The organism is Desulfitobacterium chlororespirans DSM 11544 (genome assembly GCF_900143285.1).
In the GTDB taxonomy this organism is placed as follows: domain Bacteria; phylum Bacillota; class Desulfitobacteriia; order Desulfitobacteriales; family Desulfitobacteriaceae; genus Desulfitobacterium; species Desulfitobacterium chlororespirans.
This window is the reverse complement of sequence record NZ_FRDN01000004.1, coordinates 409,808-426,545: the sequence shown is the minus strand read 5'-3', so window position 1 is coordinate 426,545 and position 16,738 is coordinate 409,808. Positions and strand designations below refer to the sequence as shown.

The 16,738-nt window shown below is 52.8% G+C and carries 15 protein-coding genes; all 15 read left to right on the top strand.

The features are described from left to right. Window positions 1–156 precede the first annotated feature (156 nt). The 15 genes from BUA14_RS04825 (at window position 157) to BUA14_RS04755 (ending at window position 16,572) form a co-directional block, all read left to right on the top strand. Window positions 157–387, top strand: a complete 231-nt coding sequence (locus tag BUA14_RS04825; protein WP_207649532.1) for a hypothetical protein — start codon at window positions 157–159, stop codon at window positions 385–387. A 195-nt stretch (window positions 388–582) separates the two neighbouring features. Next, a complete protein-coding gene (locus BUA14_RS04820; protein WP_242954550.1) occupies window positions 583–1,560 on the top strand; it encodes a helix-turn-helix domain-containing protein in 978 nt (325 codons plus the stop codon). Window positions 1,561–1,778: 218 nt separating this feature from the next. Continuing rightward, window positions 1,779–2,729 carry an ABC transporter permease gene (locus tag BUA14_RS04815; protein WP_072771527.1) on the top strand — a complete coding sequence of 317 codons (951 nt, stop codon included), beginning with the start codon at window positions 1,779–1,781 and terminating at the stop codon, window positions 2,727–2,729. Next, window positions 2,726–3,532 carry an ABC transporter permease gene (locus BUA14_RS04810; RefSeq protein WP_242954549.1) on the top strand — a complete coding sequence of 269 codons (807 nt, stop codon included), beginning with the start codon at window positions 2,726–2,728 and terminating at the stop codon, window positions 3,530–3,532. Before BUA14_RS04815 ends, BUA14_RS04810 begins: the two co-directional genes overlap by 4 nt. Further along, the gene (locus BUA14_RS04805; RefSeq protein ID WP_072771526.1) at window positions 3,525–4,331 is read left to right on the top strand and encodes an ATP-binding cassette domain-containing protein; all 807 of its coding nucleotides are present in this window, start codon (window positions 3,525–3,527) and stop codon (window positions 4,329–4,331) included. The genes BUA14_RS04810 and BUA14_RS04805 overlap by 8 nt, the downstream gene beginning before the upstream one ends. After that, the gene (locus tag BUA14_RS04800) at window positions 4,312–5,019 is read left to right on the top strand and encodes an ATP-binding cassette domain-containing protein (RefSeq protein WP_178371629.1); all 708 of its coding nucleotides are present in this window, start codon (window positions 4,312–4,314) and stop codon (window positions 5,017–5,019) included. The genes BUA14_RS04805 and BUA14_RS04800 overlap by 20 nt, the downstream gene beginning before the upstream one ends. 29 nt (window positions 5,020–5,048) lie before the next feature. Then, window positions 5,049–6,671 carry a nickel ABC transporter substrate-binding protein gene (locus tag BUA14_RS04795; protein ID WP_143153433.1) on the top strand — a complete coding sequence of 541 codons (1,623 nt, stop codon included), beginning with the start codon at window positions 5,049–5,051 and terminating at the stop codon, window positions 6,669–6,671. Between the two features lie 175 nt (window positions 6,672–6,846). Beyond that, a complete protein-coding gene (locus BUA14_RS04790; RefSeq protein ID WP_072771525.1) occupies window positions 6,847–7,833 on the top strand; it encodes a helix-turn-helix transcriptional regulator in 987 nt (328 codons plus the stop codon). Window positions 7,834–7,926: 93 nt separating this feature from the next. Further along, a complete protein-coding gene (locus BUA14_RS04785; protein WP_072771524.1) occupies window positions 7,927–8,871 on the top strand; it encodes an ABC transporter permease in 945 nt (314 codons plus the stop codon). After that, window positions 8,868–9,737 carry an ABC transporter permease gene (locus BUA14_RS04780; RefSeq protein ID WP_084078434.1) on the top strand — a complete coding sequence of 290 codons (870 nt, stop codon included), beginning with the start codon at window positions 8,868–8,870 and terminating at the stop codon, window positions 9,735–9,737. Before BUA14_RS04785 ends, BUA14_RS04780 begins: the two co-directional genes overlap by 4 nt. Further along, window positions 9,734–10,675 (top strand): ABC transporter ATP-binding protein, encoded by a 942-nt coding sequence (locus BUA14_RS04775; RefSeq protein WP_084078432.1) that lies wholly within the window; start codon window positions 9,734–9,736, stop codon window positions 10,673–10,675. The genes BUA14_RS04780 and BUA14_RS04775 overlap by 4 nt, the downstream gene beginning before the upstream one ends. Next, window positions 10,669–11,442, top strand: a complete 774-nt coding sequence (locus BUA14_RS04770) for an ABC transporter ATP-binding protein (protein ID WP_072771523.1) — start codon at window positions 10,669–10,671, stop codon at window positions 11,440–11,442. Before BUA14_RS04775 ends, BUA14_RS04770 begins: the two co-directional genes overlap by 7 nt. Window positions 11,443–11,463: 21 nt before the next feature. After that, window positions 11,464–13,062 carry an ABC transporter substrate-binding protein gene (locus tag BUA14_RS04765; RefSeq protein ID WP_072771522.1) on the top strand — a complete coding sequence of 533 codons (1,599 nt, stop codon included), beginning with the start codon at window positions 11,464–11,466 and terminating at the stop codon, window positions 13,060–13,062. 13 nt (window positions 13,063–13,075) lie between these two features. Then, the gene (locus BUA14_RS04760; protein ID WP_072771521.1) at window positions 13,076–14,827 is read left to right on the top strand and encodes an ABC transporter ATP-binding protein; all 1,752 of its coding nucleotides are present in this window, start codon (window positions 13,076–13,078) and stop codon (window positions 14,825–14,827) included. After that, entirely contained in the window at window positions 14,827–16,572 is a 1,746-nt protein-coding gene (locus tag BUA14_RS04755; protein ID WP_072771520.1) for an ABC transporter ATP-binding protein, read from the top strand. The genes BUA14_RS04760 and BUA14_RS04755 overlap by 1 nt, the downstream gene beginning before the upstream one ends. Window positions 16,573–16,738: the final 166 nt, after the last annotated feature.

Below are 16,738 nucleotides of genomic sequence, written 5' to 3'. Positions count from 1 at the left end.
GGTTAAGCAAAACGGATAAGGGTTACAGATTATACACGGCCTATGAAAAAGGGAGAGGCATCTGGAGATTACCCAACAGCTTGAAGGGTATTGGAAGGTCTTCAATCATCTCTTGGGCCCCATATAGCCCGGCGCCTCATGGGCGGAGCAAATGGCGTGCAGCTTCTGTTGTTGACTGCGGTGGTATCGGCTCTTCTGCCTTTAGGCGTCGATCTTATCTCTCAGTCCGTGAGCTTTACTCCCCTTATGGGGGCAAGCAATGGCCGTACCAATTTGCCGGTGGAGCTGTCACGGCTTGATCGAGGTGCCCTTTTTTGTATTCCTGTTGAGGCGAAAGTGAAACTGCGGGGAAGTATTGATTTTGGCTGCAGGTTGAGATACTATTGAAGAAAGTTAGATTGAACTAACTGTCTTCAATAGTTTTTCTTTATAGGCATAGACGTTTAGGCAGCTGGTGCTACACCAGTAATAAATTTTGCAGCTGTCCGAGCTTAAATTGTCCTATCTGTGAAAGATTTGCCACTATTTTTGAGTCAAAGAGACGAAAAACTCATAGAAATAATCTGCCAAGGCGGTGTTGCCATGAGGCTGGCAAATTCTGCTCCTCTGATGCGGGAGCTGTATGGGCCGGATATCAGGGTGGTAGTGCAGGAAAAGGAAAATATAGTGTACAAAATGGAAAATGCCGGCGGGGAGGGCATGATTACCCGCTATCAGGTGTTTCCGGGCATAGAGCTTCTCTATAATGATTTTCACATGGGGGAATGTGAACAGAATAAGCTTCCCTGCCGTGACATGATGGAGATCAATCACTGCTGGGAAGGACGGTTTGAGTGCGAATTTCCCAATGGCTCCTGTACTTATTTGGGACAGGGGGATCTGGCGGTCAATATGCTGACCAACCGGACTACGGCTTCTTTCTTTCCTCTTGCTCATTATCACGGCATTTCCGTGGTGATTGATCTGGCCGGAGCTTCGGAAACCATAGACCGGCTTGCAGCTGTGCTGGGCAATCTGCCCATCGACCTTTACGCCATCCGGGATAAACTGTGCGGAAAGGGGGCCTGCTGTGTGATGCGGGCCCAGGAATCCGTCCAGCATATTTTTTCCGAACTGTATACTGCTCCTGATGAATTGCGGCAGGGGTATTTTAAACTCAAAGTTCTGGAGCTGCTCTTATTCCTCACCCGGGCAGAATCCCCCCGGCAAGGGGAAGAAAGGCGTTATTTCTATAAAAACCAGGTGGCTGTGATCAAGGCGATGAAAGAGTACATGACCGAGCATCTGGACCGGCATTTTACTCTGAAAGAATTATCCGTGGGCTTCAATATTCCCTTGACATCTATGAAAGAGTGCTTCAAGGGGGTCTACGGGACGTCTATTTATGCCTATATGCAAAGCTGCCGGATGGAGGCGGCCGCGCTGATGCTGCGTCAGACCGGTGACAGTGTGACGGTCATTGCCGAAAAAGTAGGCTATGCCAACAGCAGCAAATTTTCCGAAGCGTTTAAAAAGCAGATGATGATGACTCCCTCCGAATATCGGAATAAGCGGGTTTAAGAAAGATTTGTCCGGAGGGAGCCGACTCCGGCCAGTAAGAGTGGCGGAAAGCGGGAAAAAAAGATATTCTATAGCCTGATAGATTCAGGCGATGAGCGCTGGTGGCGCATTTTTTTTGCCCCTTTGGTTAGCGTTGGCTAACTAAAAAGGGGGAGGAAAAGCCGCCGGAGCTGCTCATTAGGCAGAGACTGACAAGAAAGAGGAGGTATAGCGTATGCATGGATAATCTGGCGAACTATCTGGGAAAAAAGATGTTTGAAGTTATTTTGACTTTGCTTTTTGTGACGTTTCTCTCCTTCCTCCTGATGCGCCTTTCACCTATTGATGCGGCTACGGCTTATGTGACGCGCAATACGGCGATTGTAACTCAGGAGCAGATTGAAGCGGCCAGAATTGAAATGGGTTTGAACAAGCCCCTTTTGGTCCAATACGGGCTATGGTTAAAAAATGCTCTGGGCCTTGATCTGGGGACCTCCCTGGAGAATGGCTATGCGGTAACCCGAGAGATCGGCAAAGCCATCCCCGTTTCCCTGGCGGTGGTTGGGCTGGCCGGTGGGCTTATGGCGGTGGGAATTCTGGTGTTTGGTGCGCTGGCTTATTTCCTGCGCAGTCACCTCTTGGGATATCTCCTGACCTTCCTGTGCATCGCCGGGATCTCCGTTCCGCCTTTTTACACGGCCAGCCTGTTTATTGATATCTTTGCGGTGAAGCTGGGGTGGCTTTCCGTGACTGGAAATGCGGGCTTGATGAGGTTTGTGCCTGCTGCCCTGTGCCTGGCCCTTTTTGGTATTTCTCTGTACTCACAGCTCTTTGCCCAAGGGCTGGAGCGAGAGATGAAGGAGGATTATGCCTTCTATGCCCGCTGCCGTGGTTTGTCCGAGCTGAGAATCCTGCTCTTTCACGCCTTTCCTCATGTGGCGGCTTCGCTGCTGCCCAGTCTTATGCAGGCGCTGGGGCTTTTTTTGGCCGGTATTACGGTGATTGAACAGGTTTTTTCCCTGCCGGGGATTGGCAGTTTGATTATTCATAGCGTAATTCAGCGCGACTCACCGGTCATTCATGCTCTCGTTCTCTTTCTGGCCCTGGCCATCGTGTTGCTCAATGTGGCTTCCGATGTGGCCCAGAGGCTGCTCTTAAACCATCAAAACACAAAGGAGAGGGCGGGATGATGAGAAGAGTGAATGTGCTGCTCAAAACAGGACTCCCCCTTTTGGTAATTATGATCTGCGCTCTGGGCTATCTCTTCATGCCCAATGATCCCTTTCATGTGGATTTAAGCAGCCGGTTTCTGGCGCCTTCAGCCGCTTACCCCCTGGGGACCGACCATTTGGGACGCTGCCTTCTTTCCCGTCTGCTGGAAGGGGGAAGAACCACCCTGGGTATCGTTGTGGCGGCTTCGGTTATCGTTGCTGTGCTGGGGACAGGGCTGGGTTTATTGGCAGGACAGATCGGTCCGGATAAGGCACTTTTCCTGGAAAGCGTCCTCAACGCGGTAACGGCTCTTCCCCCTGTGGCCTACCTGATCATTTTTATCGGGGCTTGGGGGAACGGTTTTTTGACCATGATTTTTGCCGTGACGATTTCCCTTTTGCTGCGGCTGATTAAACTGGTCAAAACCAGGACGGAGATTGAATGGGGAAAAGCTTATGTGATGTGCGCCATAGCGGCGGGGGCATCAAAGGCCCACCTGCTGGCCATTCAGATCGCACCTAATGTGATCAAGGATGTGATTCGTTTTATTTGCCTCTCCTGTGCCGATACGATTATGGTTATTACCGGTTTTTCCTTTATCGGACTGGGTTTGGGCGATAATGTCATCGACTGGGGGATGATGGTCTCGGAGGCCAGAAGTTTCATTATCCTGCGGCCTGATCTTATTCTTTATCCCATCGGGACGATTTTTGCCTGTACGCTCTCTTTTAATGTTTTAGGGCGGCAAATTGAAGAAAAGGGAGGAGACGGCCGTGCTTGAGGTACGGGATATGACAGTTGCAGTCCCCAACGGGAAAGCATTGCTCCGAGCGGTTTCCTTCAGTCTTGAACCGGGTCGGATTCTTGGGTTGACCGGTCCGAGCGGTGCGGGAAAAACGACACTCCTCAAAGGCATCCTGGGCATGCTTGACGCCCCTTGCCTGAGCCAGGGGGAGGTGAAGGTGAACGGGAGGGAGCTGGGAGGATTGTCACCCAGGGGACGGAGAGAAATTTGCGGCACCGGGCTGGGTTTTATTCCCCAAAATCCTATGACGGCTTTTGACAGCCGGCTCACCATCGGCAAGCAGATGGTGGAGACCTTCCGGGTCCGTTTAAAGCTGTCTAAGGCCGGGGCCGCCGCTTGGGCGGGGGAAATGCTCAGGGAGGTAAATCTTAAAGATACCCTGCGGATAATGAACAGCTATCCCGCTCAAATTTCCGGAGGGATGCTGCAGCGGGTGGCCATGGCGCTTTTAATCGGGCTGAAGCCGGACTATATCCTGGCGGATGAGCCTACCTCGGCTTTGGATGAGGTTAATCGGGATATAATCCTGGAGCTGCTCGGTCAACAGAGGAATTCAGCGGGCATCCTGATGATTTCCCATGATGTGGGGGCCATGGGGCGGCTGTGTGATGAGGTTATGGTGCTGGAAAAGGGCTCTGTCCTGGAACGGGGAACCATGGGCCGGCTGCTGGCCGCTCCCCGGGGGGAGTGGACCAGGGCTTTTGCGGCAGCCTGCCGGGCACCGGACCGGAGCCTGTGGAAATGGAGGGATTGGCATGGCGGGAATTGCGGCTGAAGGAGTAAGTAAGAGCTACGGCAGAGGGAAAGCCGCTTTTACCGCCTTAACAGATATTCATCTGCAGCTGGGGAAAGAGCAGATCATTGCGCTGGTGGGGGAAAGCGGCTGCGGTAAAAGTACCCTGGCCCGTCTCTTGGTAGGGCTGGAGTCCCCCGATCAAGGAAAAATTCTTTTGGACGGGGAGGATACCTCCGGATGGAGTTACAGAAAATGGCGCTCCCGCAGAGGGAAAATTCAGGCAGTCTTTCAGGATGCCTCCGGGACCCTTAATCCGGCTTTATCGGTGTATCGCAATGTGGAATCAGCCCTGGTCAATCTCACCGCCCTGAACTCCGGGGAGCGGCGGGAGCGGATTGAGGAGCTGATGGACTTAACCGGAATGAGGCCCGCACTGCTCAAGGTTCCAACCCGGCAGCTGTCGGGAGGAGAACAACGGCGAATGTCCTTGCTGCGGGCTTTGGCCATTCGTCCCGACTATCTCATCCTTGATGAAGTGATCAGCGGACTGGATAAGATCTCCGCCGATGCGGTGCTCCGGGTGCTGGAGGATTATCAGCAGAGATTCCGCTGCGGCTGTTTGTTTATTACTCACGATAAGGACAGTGCTTATCGTCTGGCGGACAGGATTGTGGAAATGAGCGGGGGAAGGATCCTCCGCTATGCTGAACGGGTAAAAGAACCATGATAAAAAAAGGAGGAAGTTCAGTGAAGAAAATGGGTTGGTTGAAAAAAGTATCCCTGGGCTTAGGCGCGGTGATGCTTTTAAGTATCTTAACCGGCTGCTCGGGTTCGTCAGCCGCCGGCAAGGCTGGGGAAGAAGGAGCCGGTCAGGAGGGGGGAAAGATTCTGACTATGGCTACCGGACATGAAATCAATACTTTGTTTCCCCTTAATATGGACCCTCAGAACAATATCACCACCAAGCTTTGCTATGAGGGACTGGTCAATTATGTGAATGGAGAAGTCGTCCCGGGTCTGGCGGAGAGCTGGAAGTTCAGCCAGGACGGCACTCAGCTTACCTTTTTTCTCAAGCAGGGTGTTTCCTTTCATGACGGGGTGCCCATGAATGCCGAAAGCGTCAAAACCCAGTTTGAATATGCCAAAGCCAACCCCAATTTCCGGGCGATCAAGGCTGTGGCCAATTTGGAACGTGTAGAGGTAAAGGATGACTATACGGTGACGTTTCATTATCCATCCCCCTACTTTGCTTACATGACTGATTTTTGCTATCCGGAAGTGATGATCCTCGTTTCCCCCCAGGTGATTGAAAAGGATAATTTTCAAACTATGAAAGGGGTTATCGGGACGGGACCCTATATCTACAAAGAAATCGTCAACGGCCAATATGTGCGCTTTGTCAGAAATGAAGCCTATTGGGGAGAAAAACCCTACTATGATGAGGTGATCGTCAAATTTATTCCCGATTCGTCTTCACGCCTCCAAGCCCTGAAGAACGGAGAAGTGGATCTGATCTATGGCAGTGCTCTTCTCTCCTGGGATGACTATGAGCAAGCCAAGGCGCTGCCCAATGCAGCCGGACAGGTCTCGGATTACGATTCGGAAACCCGCAATCTGGTGCTCAATGGGGCAGGGGAAATGCTTGCCGACCTCAAGGTCCGGGAAGCGGTGGAATATGCCATTGATAAGAAAGCTGTCTCCCAAGGACTGACTTACGGCCATGAAACGGCCGCCGATCAGCTGTTCCCGGAGGGGATTCCCTATGGGAATGTTAAACCGGACCAGGTCAGAAGCTATGATCAGGCCAAGGCCCGAGCCCTGCTGGATGAAGCGGGCTGGGTAGTCAATCAGGCCACCGGGGTAAGAGAGAAGGGGGGAAAGACCCTCGGCCTGCTCTTTACCTATGATTCGGGGGAAGTGATGAACAAGGCTTTGGCGACCCTGATCAAGAGCCAGCTGGCCGAAGTGGGAATCCATGTGGAAACGGTGGGGCAGGAAATGTATACCTGGTGGACGGAAGGGGTAGCCGGCAACTATGATATTACCATTTGGAATACAGAACAGCCCTATACCTCTCCCCATAACTTCTTCACCCCGATGCTGGATTCTTCCCCCCATACGGTGAGCCTGGCTGTCCTCCCCGGCGGCGGACAGTTTAAAAGCCTGATCGGAGAATTCCAAACCACCAATGATCCGGAACGGGTGACGGAAATCTTTGCGGAGCTCCTGAGCTACAGCCATGAACAGGTGCTCAACCTGCCCCTGACCTATGTGAAAGATATGATCGTCTATAACAAGGACAGGATTGGCGGATATACGTTTACGAGCACCCCGATGTTTTTCGATATTACCAGGCTTCAGCCGGCCCAGGGGAGCTGAGCCGGGATTTTTTCACCAAAGAACTGGCCTTGTCCGATGAAGGCGGCGAAGCGGATATCCATTTGACACCCGTTCCGGCTTATATTATAGTAAAAAGAGTTAGACGATGCTAACTCAAGGTGCCGTTTAACTCCTTTTTACATATCCCGGCTTGGGGCGGGAAGGAGGCGGGCTCATGTCCGGCAGGATTATCATCAGCCACGTGGAGGACAGCTTTCATTTATTAACCCGGCAATACGGGTTTGGGGAAGAGGCTACGGAGAATTCAAAGACCATGAGCGTTCCCCGGGAATTAGGCAGCGGATACCTTAAGTTCATCAGCCTTGGCGAGGATCTGGTGTTGAGCGTCACTAAGCTGCGCCTCAAATACCCTCTTGTCATGAATTACGAAAATTATAACAATCAGTTTGAGACCACCTATTGCCTGGATGGATATATCGGTTACGCTGAAACAGGGCTTATGGAAACCGGGTTGAGAAAAAATGAGTATGGCATGTATTTAAAGCAGCAAAGCCGCGGCATGGTCATGTATCCCTCCGCAGAAAATATTTGTGCAGTTTCCATTATGGCCAAAGGAAACCTGTTGACCAGCCTGCCTTTTTACTTTGATTGCATTTCCGAAAAGAAGTCCTGTCACCGGAATTTGATTCATCATTTAATGACACCGCAAAAACCTGATTTGCCCCTGCACAGCATGTTCAGCCAGGCTCTGGAGAATGATGGGGATACCGGCCTGCAGTCCTTGCTGCGGGAGGGTTTGGTGAAGACCATTATGGCATCCTTGTGGCAAAACAATGTCCTGACCCCCCTTACCGGAGGGGCCAGATGCCCTTACCGGGAAAGCGATCAAAGAGCGTTTAGGCAGGCGGCCGCCATTTTGGAACAGAGATACGATAATCCGCCCACCATCAGTGAACTGTGCCGGCTGGTGGGGGTCAATGAATATAAGCTGAAGACCGGATTCCGCGCCTTATATGACAAGACCATTCATGAATACGGGCATCATGTCCGCATGAAAACGGCCCGGGTGTTATTGGAAAACAGAGATTTAACCATATCCCAGGTAGCGTATCAGGTGGGATATATCAACGTCAGTCATTTTGCCAAAGCGTTTCATGGACAATACGGAGTCAATCCAAGGGATTTGCGAAATGGAGCATAAAAGATCCCGATTGGAGCAGAGCAGGGGCATAAGGGGTGTATAAAATGAGCGTAAGATAACGCTCATTTTTTTATACCTGGGATGGTGTTGCCTTTGCTGAAAGCATTGATAAGCAAATTCGTCCATGTCCTCTGTGTGCTGCTGGGCATTACGCTGATTTCCTTCGTACTTGCCAATCTGTCTCCCGTCGATCCTGCGGAGGCCTATGCCAAGCGCCACTATAAGGGAGCCGGGGAAGAACGCATAGCGGAAGTGCGGAAGGAGCTGGGCTTTGACAAATCGGTGCCGGAACAATATCTGAGCTGGCTGCAACGGGCTGTGCGCCTGGACTTTGGGGAATCCTACCTGACCCATAAGCCTGTGATGAGAGAAATGGCCGGGGCTTTGCCCACCACCCTCAACATCGCCATTCTGGCGGCGGTGCTGATCCTTTTGTTCTCCGTTCCTTTGGGTATTTTGGCTGCGGAAAGGGAGGGAAGGCTTGCCGATTTCCTGATCAGTGGGTTTGCTTTTCTTTCCCTCTCCATACCGGGATATTTTCTGGGGCTGCTGTGCGTGTTTCTGTTCGGGTTTCAGCTCAGGCTTTTTCCGGTGATTGGGCATGGACACCCGCTGAGCCTGATGTTTGCCGCTCTTGTTCTGGCCTTTCCTATGATCGGCTCCCTCGCCAAGATGCTCCGCACCTTGCTGCTGGAGTACCGGCAAAGGGATTTTGTCACGTATGCCCTGGCAAGGGGGATCAGTAAAAGAAGGATCATGTGGCATCATCTGTTAAGAAATGCCGCCGCGCCCTGTGTTACCATGTTCGGTCAGAATATCGGGTATCTGATCGCCGGAACCGCTGTTGTGGAAACCATATTTTCCTGTGCCGGAATAGGAACCTACGCGTTGCATGGGGCCCTTAACCGGGATTTTCCGGTGATTACCGCCTATATCCTGATCATGGCGCTGTTTTTTGTGTTGTGCAACCTTGGCGCCGATCTGGCCGGCATGCTGCTCAACCCCAAAACCAGGAAAGCTCAGGAGAACAGGATATGAAACGAATAGATATGAAAAAAATCGGTATGAAAAGAATGGGTTTATGGGTGTTGGCCAATAAGAGTTTATTCTTTGCCGGAGTGATCCTGGTGTTGGTGGTGATTTGCTTTGTCTTTGCCGGCGCCCTCGCTCCCCATGATCCCATGAAAAACAATCTGGAGCTGCGCTTCAGCGGCTCATCTCCGGCCTATCCCCTGGGTACGGATGCCTACGGCCGCTGCATTCTGTCCCGTTTGTTATTCGGGACGCGCTATTCCGTGGGGCTGGCGGTTCTGATCATGAGCATCATCGGTTTAACAGCCCTGCCCTTGAGCATGCTGGCCTCTTACCGGGGAGGTCCCGGGGAGAAACTGCTTGTTCTGGCCGGCGATATCAGTATGGCGCTGCCGCCCACAGTTCTGGTGCTGGCCATGATTGGCGTCCTGGGCCAGGGGACCGGCACTCTCATCTTCGCTGCGGTATTTTCCTATTGGGGCTGGTATGCCCGGATGGTGCGCAGTTATGTGCTGGTGGAAAAGAGCAAGGGGTATGTGCCCCTTGCCGTCACAGGAGGGAGCTCCACGGCGCGGATTCTGTTCCGGCATATTTTGCCCAATATTCTGCCCGGTCTCCTGGTGCTGTTCTTCCTTGGGATCGGGGATGTCATGATGACCGTTTCCGCTTTTTCCTTTTTGGGGGTTGCCCTGCCGTCCGGTACACCGGAATGGGGAGCCATGCTGAACGAAGCGCGCAGCGTATTCCTGAAAAGTCCCCACTATGCGGTGTATCCGGGGTTATGCGTATTCCTTACCATTTGCGGTTTCAATTTATTGGGGGAAGGATTGCGCGGCAGATTATCCCCTTTTGAGAGAGGAGAAGGCCTGTGAGATATGATGGCACGAGGTATGATGGCACGAAATCTGACGAGGCGAAATATAACAATGTGAAATATGACAATGCGAAGTCTGATAATGCGAAGTCTGACGATGCGAAGCTTGACGACACGAAGTCCGGCGATATGAAGTCTGACGACGAGCCTGTGCTTGCCGTCAGAAATTTATCCATCACCTACCGGCATCATGCTGCTTCCGTCAGCAATGTCAGCTTTGCGCTGGGGAAAGGCAAGGTCCTGGGGCTTGCCGGGGAAAGCGGGAGCGGCAAAAGCTCGGTCTGCAAGGCCATCCTGGGGCTTCTGACCCCCGGCCCGGCGGCGGTATCCGGAGAGATTGACTTTATGGGGGAGGAACTTCTTGCTTTACCCTACGAGGAACGCCGGAGAATTAACGGCAAGGAGATCGTTTTTATCATGCAGAATCCCATGACCGCCTTCGATCCCTGCATGAAGATCAAGCACCATTTTATGGAGACTTTCATGGCCCATCTTTTGTGCAGCAAAAGGGATGCCCTCCATTATGCCTCGGCAATGCTGGGAAGGGTGGGCCTCGGGGAAGGGGACAGGATTATGGACAGCTATCCCCATATGCTCAGCGGCGGGATGCTGCAAAGAGTGATGATTGCCCTGGCTATCTCCCTCAATCCCATCCTGATCATTGCCGATGAACCGACAACGGCCCTGGACGCGGAAAGCCAAAGTACGGTGCTTTCACTGCTGCAAACCGTCATACGGAGCTATCAACCCGCCATGCTCCTTGTTTCCCATGAACTGCGGGTCTTATCCCTTTTGGCGGATGATATTGCCGTAATGAAGGATGGGCGCCTGATCGAGACGGGCTCCACCAGGGATGTCTTCGGAAATCCGCAGCAGGAATACACCCGGGAGCTGATGGCGGCTCATTCCCTGATGGGGGAGGCGGTACTGTGCTGAAGGTAGAGGGGGTAAGCAAAAGCTATGGCAGCGGCCTATGGGGCGGCCCCCGCAGCCAGGTGCTCAACAACATTACTTTTACCCTGGAACAGGGGGAATGGGCAGCCTTGATTGGTGAAAGCGGCTGCGGGAAAAGCACTCTTGCCCGGTTGATTCTGGGGCTTGAAGAGCGGGACGGAGGGAAGATCACCTGCTCCGGTCTGGCGGTTGCCAATAAGCCCCGGCATAGGAAAGCCCTTTACCGGCTACTCCAGCCCGTATTCCAGAACAGCGCGGGGTGTCTGAATCCGCGGATGAGAATCAAGGAGTGCCTGCTGGAACCTCTGCGCAATTTTGAAAGCATAGGGGCCGGGGCGGAGCAAAAGGAGGCGGAAAAGCTGCTGGCAATGGTGGAGCTCCCGCCCCATATCCTCCGCCATTATCCCCATGAACTGAGCGGAGGGCAGCAGAGGCGGGTGTGCATCGCCAGGGCTCTTTCCATCAAGCCCCGTTTTTTAATCATGGATGAAGCCCTGGCCGGGATCGATGCCACCATCACCGGAAGCATACTGATGCTGCTCAAGGCATTGCAGCGGGACGTTGGCTGCGGCTGTTTATTTATTACCCATGATCTGGGGATGGCTCTCTACATGGCCCCCAAAATCCTGGTCATGCGGGGCGGGCAAATCGTGGAAACGGTTCCCATAGCAAGGTCGGCCGGGGATTTTGTCCACCCCTACTCAAAACAGCTTTTCAGGAGCAGCACCTTAAGCTGCCTGAAGAAATAGAAGAATCTGGAGGAGATTAATATGTTGAAAATACGATGCCGAAAATTATGGGCCGCCCTTCTCAGCGGAATTCTCATCCTATCCCTTGCCGGCTGCAGACAGGAAACCCCGCCGGTGTCCTCCCTCAATGTAGGGGAGAGTGTGGATTTTTCCAGCTATGATCCTATGGGGATCATCGACGGACAGGGGTTTTACCATTACTCCCCCCTGGTCTACGAAACCCTCCTTCGTTTTGAAGAGGGAAAGCCCGTGCCTTGTCTGGCCGAATCATGGGAAAACGAGGGCAATTCCTGGATATTTCACCTGCGCCGGGATGTTGCTTTCACAGATGGCAGGCTCTTCAATGCGGAAGCAGTAAAGTTGAATATAGAAAAGCTGCAGGAATTTGAGGAAGAATGGATTTCTTACTATGGAGGGGTTTCCGGAATCATGGCCATTGAGACACCGGAGGAATATACGGTGGTTTTCCAATATGAAACGCCCTATTATCCGGTATTGCAGGATTTATGCGCCATTCCCTTCGGCATGCTGTCCCCGGCTTTATTTGCCGGCGGCAACAATCCCTACGGCAATATCCAGACAGATACGGCGGGAACCGGGCCGTATCTCCTGAAAAAAGAGAACAGCAGACCGGGAAAAAGCTATACATTTACCAGGAATCCGGGCTATTGGGGAAAGGTATCCGGGCCGGACAGTTTTACGGTCAAGATCATTCCCGAAGGGGAAAGCCGGCTGATGGCCATGCAGGCCGGTGAAATCGATCTGCTCTACGGTTCTTATCAGGTGACCTATGATATGTTCGATCAGCTGGCCGGGGTGCAGGGCCTTAAGGCTGAAACATCGGCTAACCTTTATGCCACCCGCAATCTTCTCCTGAACACGGCCGGGGAGATCCTGGGGGAACGCAAGGTGCGTCAGGCCATCCAGCATGGGATCAACAAACAGCAGATTATTGACACGCTTCTGCATGCCCATGAGGAAAAGGCGGATTATCTGTTTTCCCGGGATCTGCCCTTTTGTGATGTGGATACGGTTGTTTATGACTATGATCCGTCCCAAGCGGCGGCTTTACTGGATGAAGCAGGGTGGAACAGGAAGAATGACCGGGGCATCCGCCTGAAGGACGGTGTGCCTCTGGGACTTACCGCCATTTATATGAGCGAGCGCAGAGCCGATGAGCAGATTCTCAACGCCCTCAAAGGGCAGCTGGCTGAAATCGGTATGGATCTGCAAATCCAGGGGTATGAGACCATGACCTGGTATGAAAAAGCCATGGCCGGCGAATTTGATATTTCCTGCAATGATACCTACGCTTTCCCTCAGGACCCCTATGTCTTTATAGCGGCCATGAAAGATTATGGGGCGGATTATCCGGCCCAGCAAGGGCTGGCCCAAAAGGGGGAGATTGACGCCCGCATTCTGAGTATGCTGGGCACCACCGATGAAAAGAAGCTGCAGGATGATGTTGCTTATATTCTCACCACCTTGCAGGAAGAAGCGGTCAATGTCCCCTTATCTTACTTAAGGGAGCTTTGTGTCTACACTACGGAAAAGATAGAATCTGTTCCCTTTGACAGCAATGGGGGTTTTGCAGATATAAGCCGCGTCATCCTGCACTAAGGAGGGAGGAAGAATGGTTCAAAGCATGAAGAGGCTTTTTGGCTACGCCAGTGAGTACAGAGGAAAGATGATGTTAGCGGTCCTGCTGGCTATGGGCAGTGTGGCGGCAGGAATTTTCCCCTATTTTGCCATTCAGCAGTTTGTGGTGGAGATGATCAGCCCGGAGGCTGCGGAGAGTTCTTTGCTGCTGCTTGCTCTGGCCATCGGCGGGGCACTGTGCCTGAAATCCCTGCTGTTTGGCATGTCCACAACGGAGTCCCACCAGGCCGCCTTCCGCATTCTGCGCACGATCCGCCTGGAGCTGGCCGGCAAACTGACCCGGCTTCCCCTGGGATATGTGCTGGACAGGGATTCAGGAGCCCTTAAAAAAGTTATGGAAAACGACGTGGAGGAGCTGGAGCGCTTCCTGGCCCACAATATTCCGGAAACCATCTCCAGTGCCGTCGTGCCTCTGGCCGTGCTGCTCTACCTGTTCTTTGTAGACTGGCGGCTGACCCTGTCTTTTCTGGTCTGCATTCCTTTCGCCCTGTTTTTTTACTGGCTGATGATGCGGGACAGCAGGACGAAAATGGCAAACTACCACCGTTCTGTGGAAACCATGAATGCCGTAGTGGTGGAGTATATTGATGGTATGAAGGAAATCAAAGCCTTTAATCAGACGGAGGATTCCTTTGCCCGTTTCCGGGAAGGGATAAACAGTTACCGCCGGTATGTATTGGAGTGGTACCAAAGCGCCTGGCCGCTGATGTCCGCCTACTTTGTCCTGATTCAGGCCACTACGGTATCGGTCCTGCCGGCAGGGTTATATTTTCTGGCCAAGGGCAGCCTGCAATTGCCGGAATTTGTTTTATTTCTGCTGATCTCCCTGAGCTTTGCCGCCCCCCTGGTTAAACTGGCCGAGTTCGCCGACGGCATTATCCTGATCGTGAATGCCGAACAAAATGTCCACGCCATGCTGGCGGAGACGGAGCTGAAAAGGGCAGCCGGCTCTCCTTCTCTGGCCGGGCACGATATTGTCTTTGACAAGGTATCCTTTGCCTATGATCAGGAAAAGGTGCTGCACAATCTATCCTTTACCGCCCCCGCTGCCCGCAGGACGGCGATCATCGGACCCTCCGGCAGCGGGAAATCCACCATAGCCAAGCTGATCTGCCGCTTCTGGGATGTCAAGGAAGGCCAAATCACCATAGGCGGGGTGGATATCCGCGACTTGCCAACCCAGGTTCTGATGGATTTGGTCAGCTTTGTCTTTCAGGACACCTTTTTGTTCAACATTTCCCTGGGGGATAACATCCGCATCGGCAAACCGGAGGCTACCGATGAGGAAGTGAGGGAAGCGGCGCAAAAGGCCCGCTGCCATGAGTTTATCATGAAAACCAGCCAAGGCTACGACACACCGGCCGGGGACGGGGGAAGTCATTTGAGTGGGGGCGAACGTCAGCGTATCTGCATTGCCAGGGCGATTCTGAAAAATGCGCCGATTTTAATCCTGGATGAAGCCACGGCCAGCATTGATCCGGATTCTGAGGAACAGATTCAGGAAGCGCTGGGTGTGCTTGCCCAAGGAAAGACCTTGATCGTCATCGCCCATCGCATACGTACGGTCATGGATTTCGAGCAAATCATCGTCTTGGGAAACGGGGAAATAGATGCCGGCGGAACCCATGGCGAACTGCTGCAGTCAAGCAGTGTTTACCGGTCCATCTTTGCTGCTTATGCAGAGACGGAAAACTGGCGCATCAGCACGGAAGGGGGGATGTTCTGATGTTGCGGACCGTGCAAAGGATTCTGGATTTAGGGGGGAAATACCGGGGCAGGCTGCTGGTTTCTTTTCTGGCTGGATTTTTGGAAAACTCCATGGCGGCCGTGGCCGTGTTCGGCGTCTATATGGGCTTGCTTTTCAGTGTTGAGGATAACCTGCTGACAACAACACATATCCTGTGGCTGGGGCTGGCTTTAGCGGTATCCCTGTTGCTGCGCTTTGTTTTCAAGCTGCTGGAGTATCGATACCAAAGCGGGGTGGGATACGAGGTCGTGTGTGATAAGCGCCTGCTGCTGGGAGAAAAGCTGCGGCGTCTGTCCATGGGTTTTTACAGCGGGACCGATGCCGGGAAGATATCCTCCGTGATCAATAACGACCTGGTTTTTGTGGAGACCCTGGCCATGGCCTTTCTCTCCAAGATCGTGGGTGCCTTGACCAGTGCATCGCTGATGATGGTATTTATGCTGATCCTGGACTGGCGGATTGCCCTGGTGGCCGCTATCGGCTATCCGGCGGCCTGGGCGGTCCATGGGCAGATTCAGAAAACCTACCGGAACTATGCCGGGCCGCGCCAGGAAGCTCATGCCCAAACCTCCAGTGTGATGCTGGAATACCTGCAGGGATTGTTCGTGATTCGGGCCTTCACTATGTCGGAGCAACAGAGCTTCCGGCTGAAAAAGGCAGTGGAGAATTTGGAGCAGGTCTCCTTTGCGTTTGAAAAGCAGGCCCTCCCCTGGACCCTTCTCTATTTTGGCTGCTTTCATATCTGTACCGTATTGATCTTATGCGTCACTGCCCATTTGTTGCTTGACGTGCTCATTACCCTGCCTGTGGCTTTGTTTTTTGTCGTCATGGTCTTTACTTTTTATACGCCCCTGGAGCTGATGGGGCTGGTGGCGGGGATTATCCGGCTGATGAACACTTGTCTGGACAGAATGCAGGAGCTATTGGCTGCTCCGGTCATAGACCAGGAGGGCGGGGAGATTACCCTGGACCGCTTTGACGTGGAATTCAAAGAGGTTACCTTTGCCTATGGGGAGAAGCCGGTGCTCAATAAGATCAGCTTTTATGCCCCGGCTAATTCTCTGACCGCCCTGGTGGGGGTGTCCGGAAGCGGCAAAAGCACGGTGCTGAATCTGATTGCCCGGTTTTGGGATGTGGGGAGCGGCAGCATTGCCATCGGCGGGGTGGATATCCGGGAGATGACCGGGGATTGCGTGATGAGGCAGATCAGCGCGGTTTTTCAAAAAGCTTATCTGTTCCACGATACAATTTTCAACAATATTCGTTTGGGAAATCCTATGGCTACCAGGGAAGAAGTGATCCGTGCCGCCCAAAAGGCGCGCTGCCATGATTTTATCAGCAGGCTGCCCCAGGGTTACGACACAGTGGTGGGGGAAGGAGGGGCTACCCTGTCCGGCGGTGAACGCCAGCGCCTGGCCATCGCCCGGGCTTTGCTGAAAAATGCTCCCATCGTCTTGCTGGATGAAGTTACGGCACATATTGACCCTGAGAATGAAAGGCTGATCCAGCAAGCCATCGGTGAGCTGGTCGCCAACAAAACCCTTTTTATCGTCGCTCATAAGCTGGCTACCGTCCAAAACGCCGATCAGATCCTGGTCCTGAACACTCAGGGACAGATCGGCGAGTCCGGCACTCATGAGCAGCTGCTGGCAAGGGGCGGGCTTTATGCAGCTCTGTGGCGGAAGTCGCAAAAAGTAAGCAAATGGTCCATGGGGGGCAGTTAAGATTTCCCAAAGAACGGTTGCATCAGGAAAAAGATGCAGCCGTTTTTAATGGTACAGGCGGATGACAGGGCGGATGGCAGTAATCCAAAAGAAGACTTGGTATTCTTGACATACTCGTGAGGGTGTAGTATATTTTAATTTAAATGATAATGATTATCATACGCAG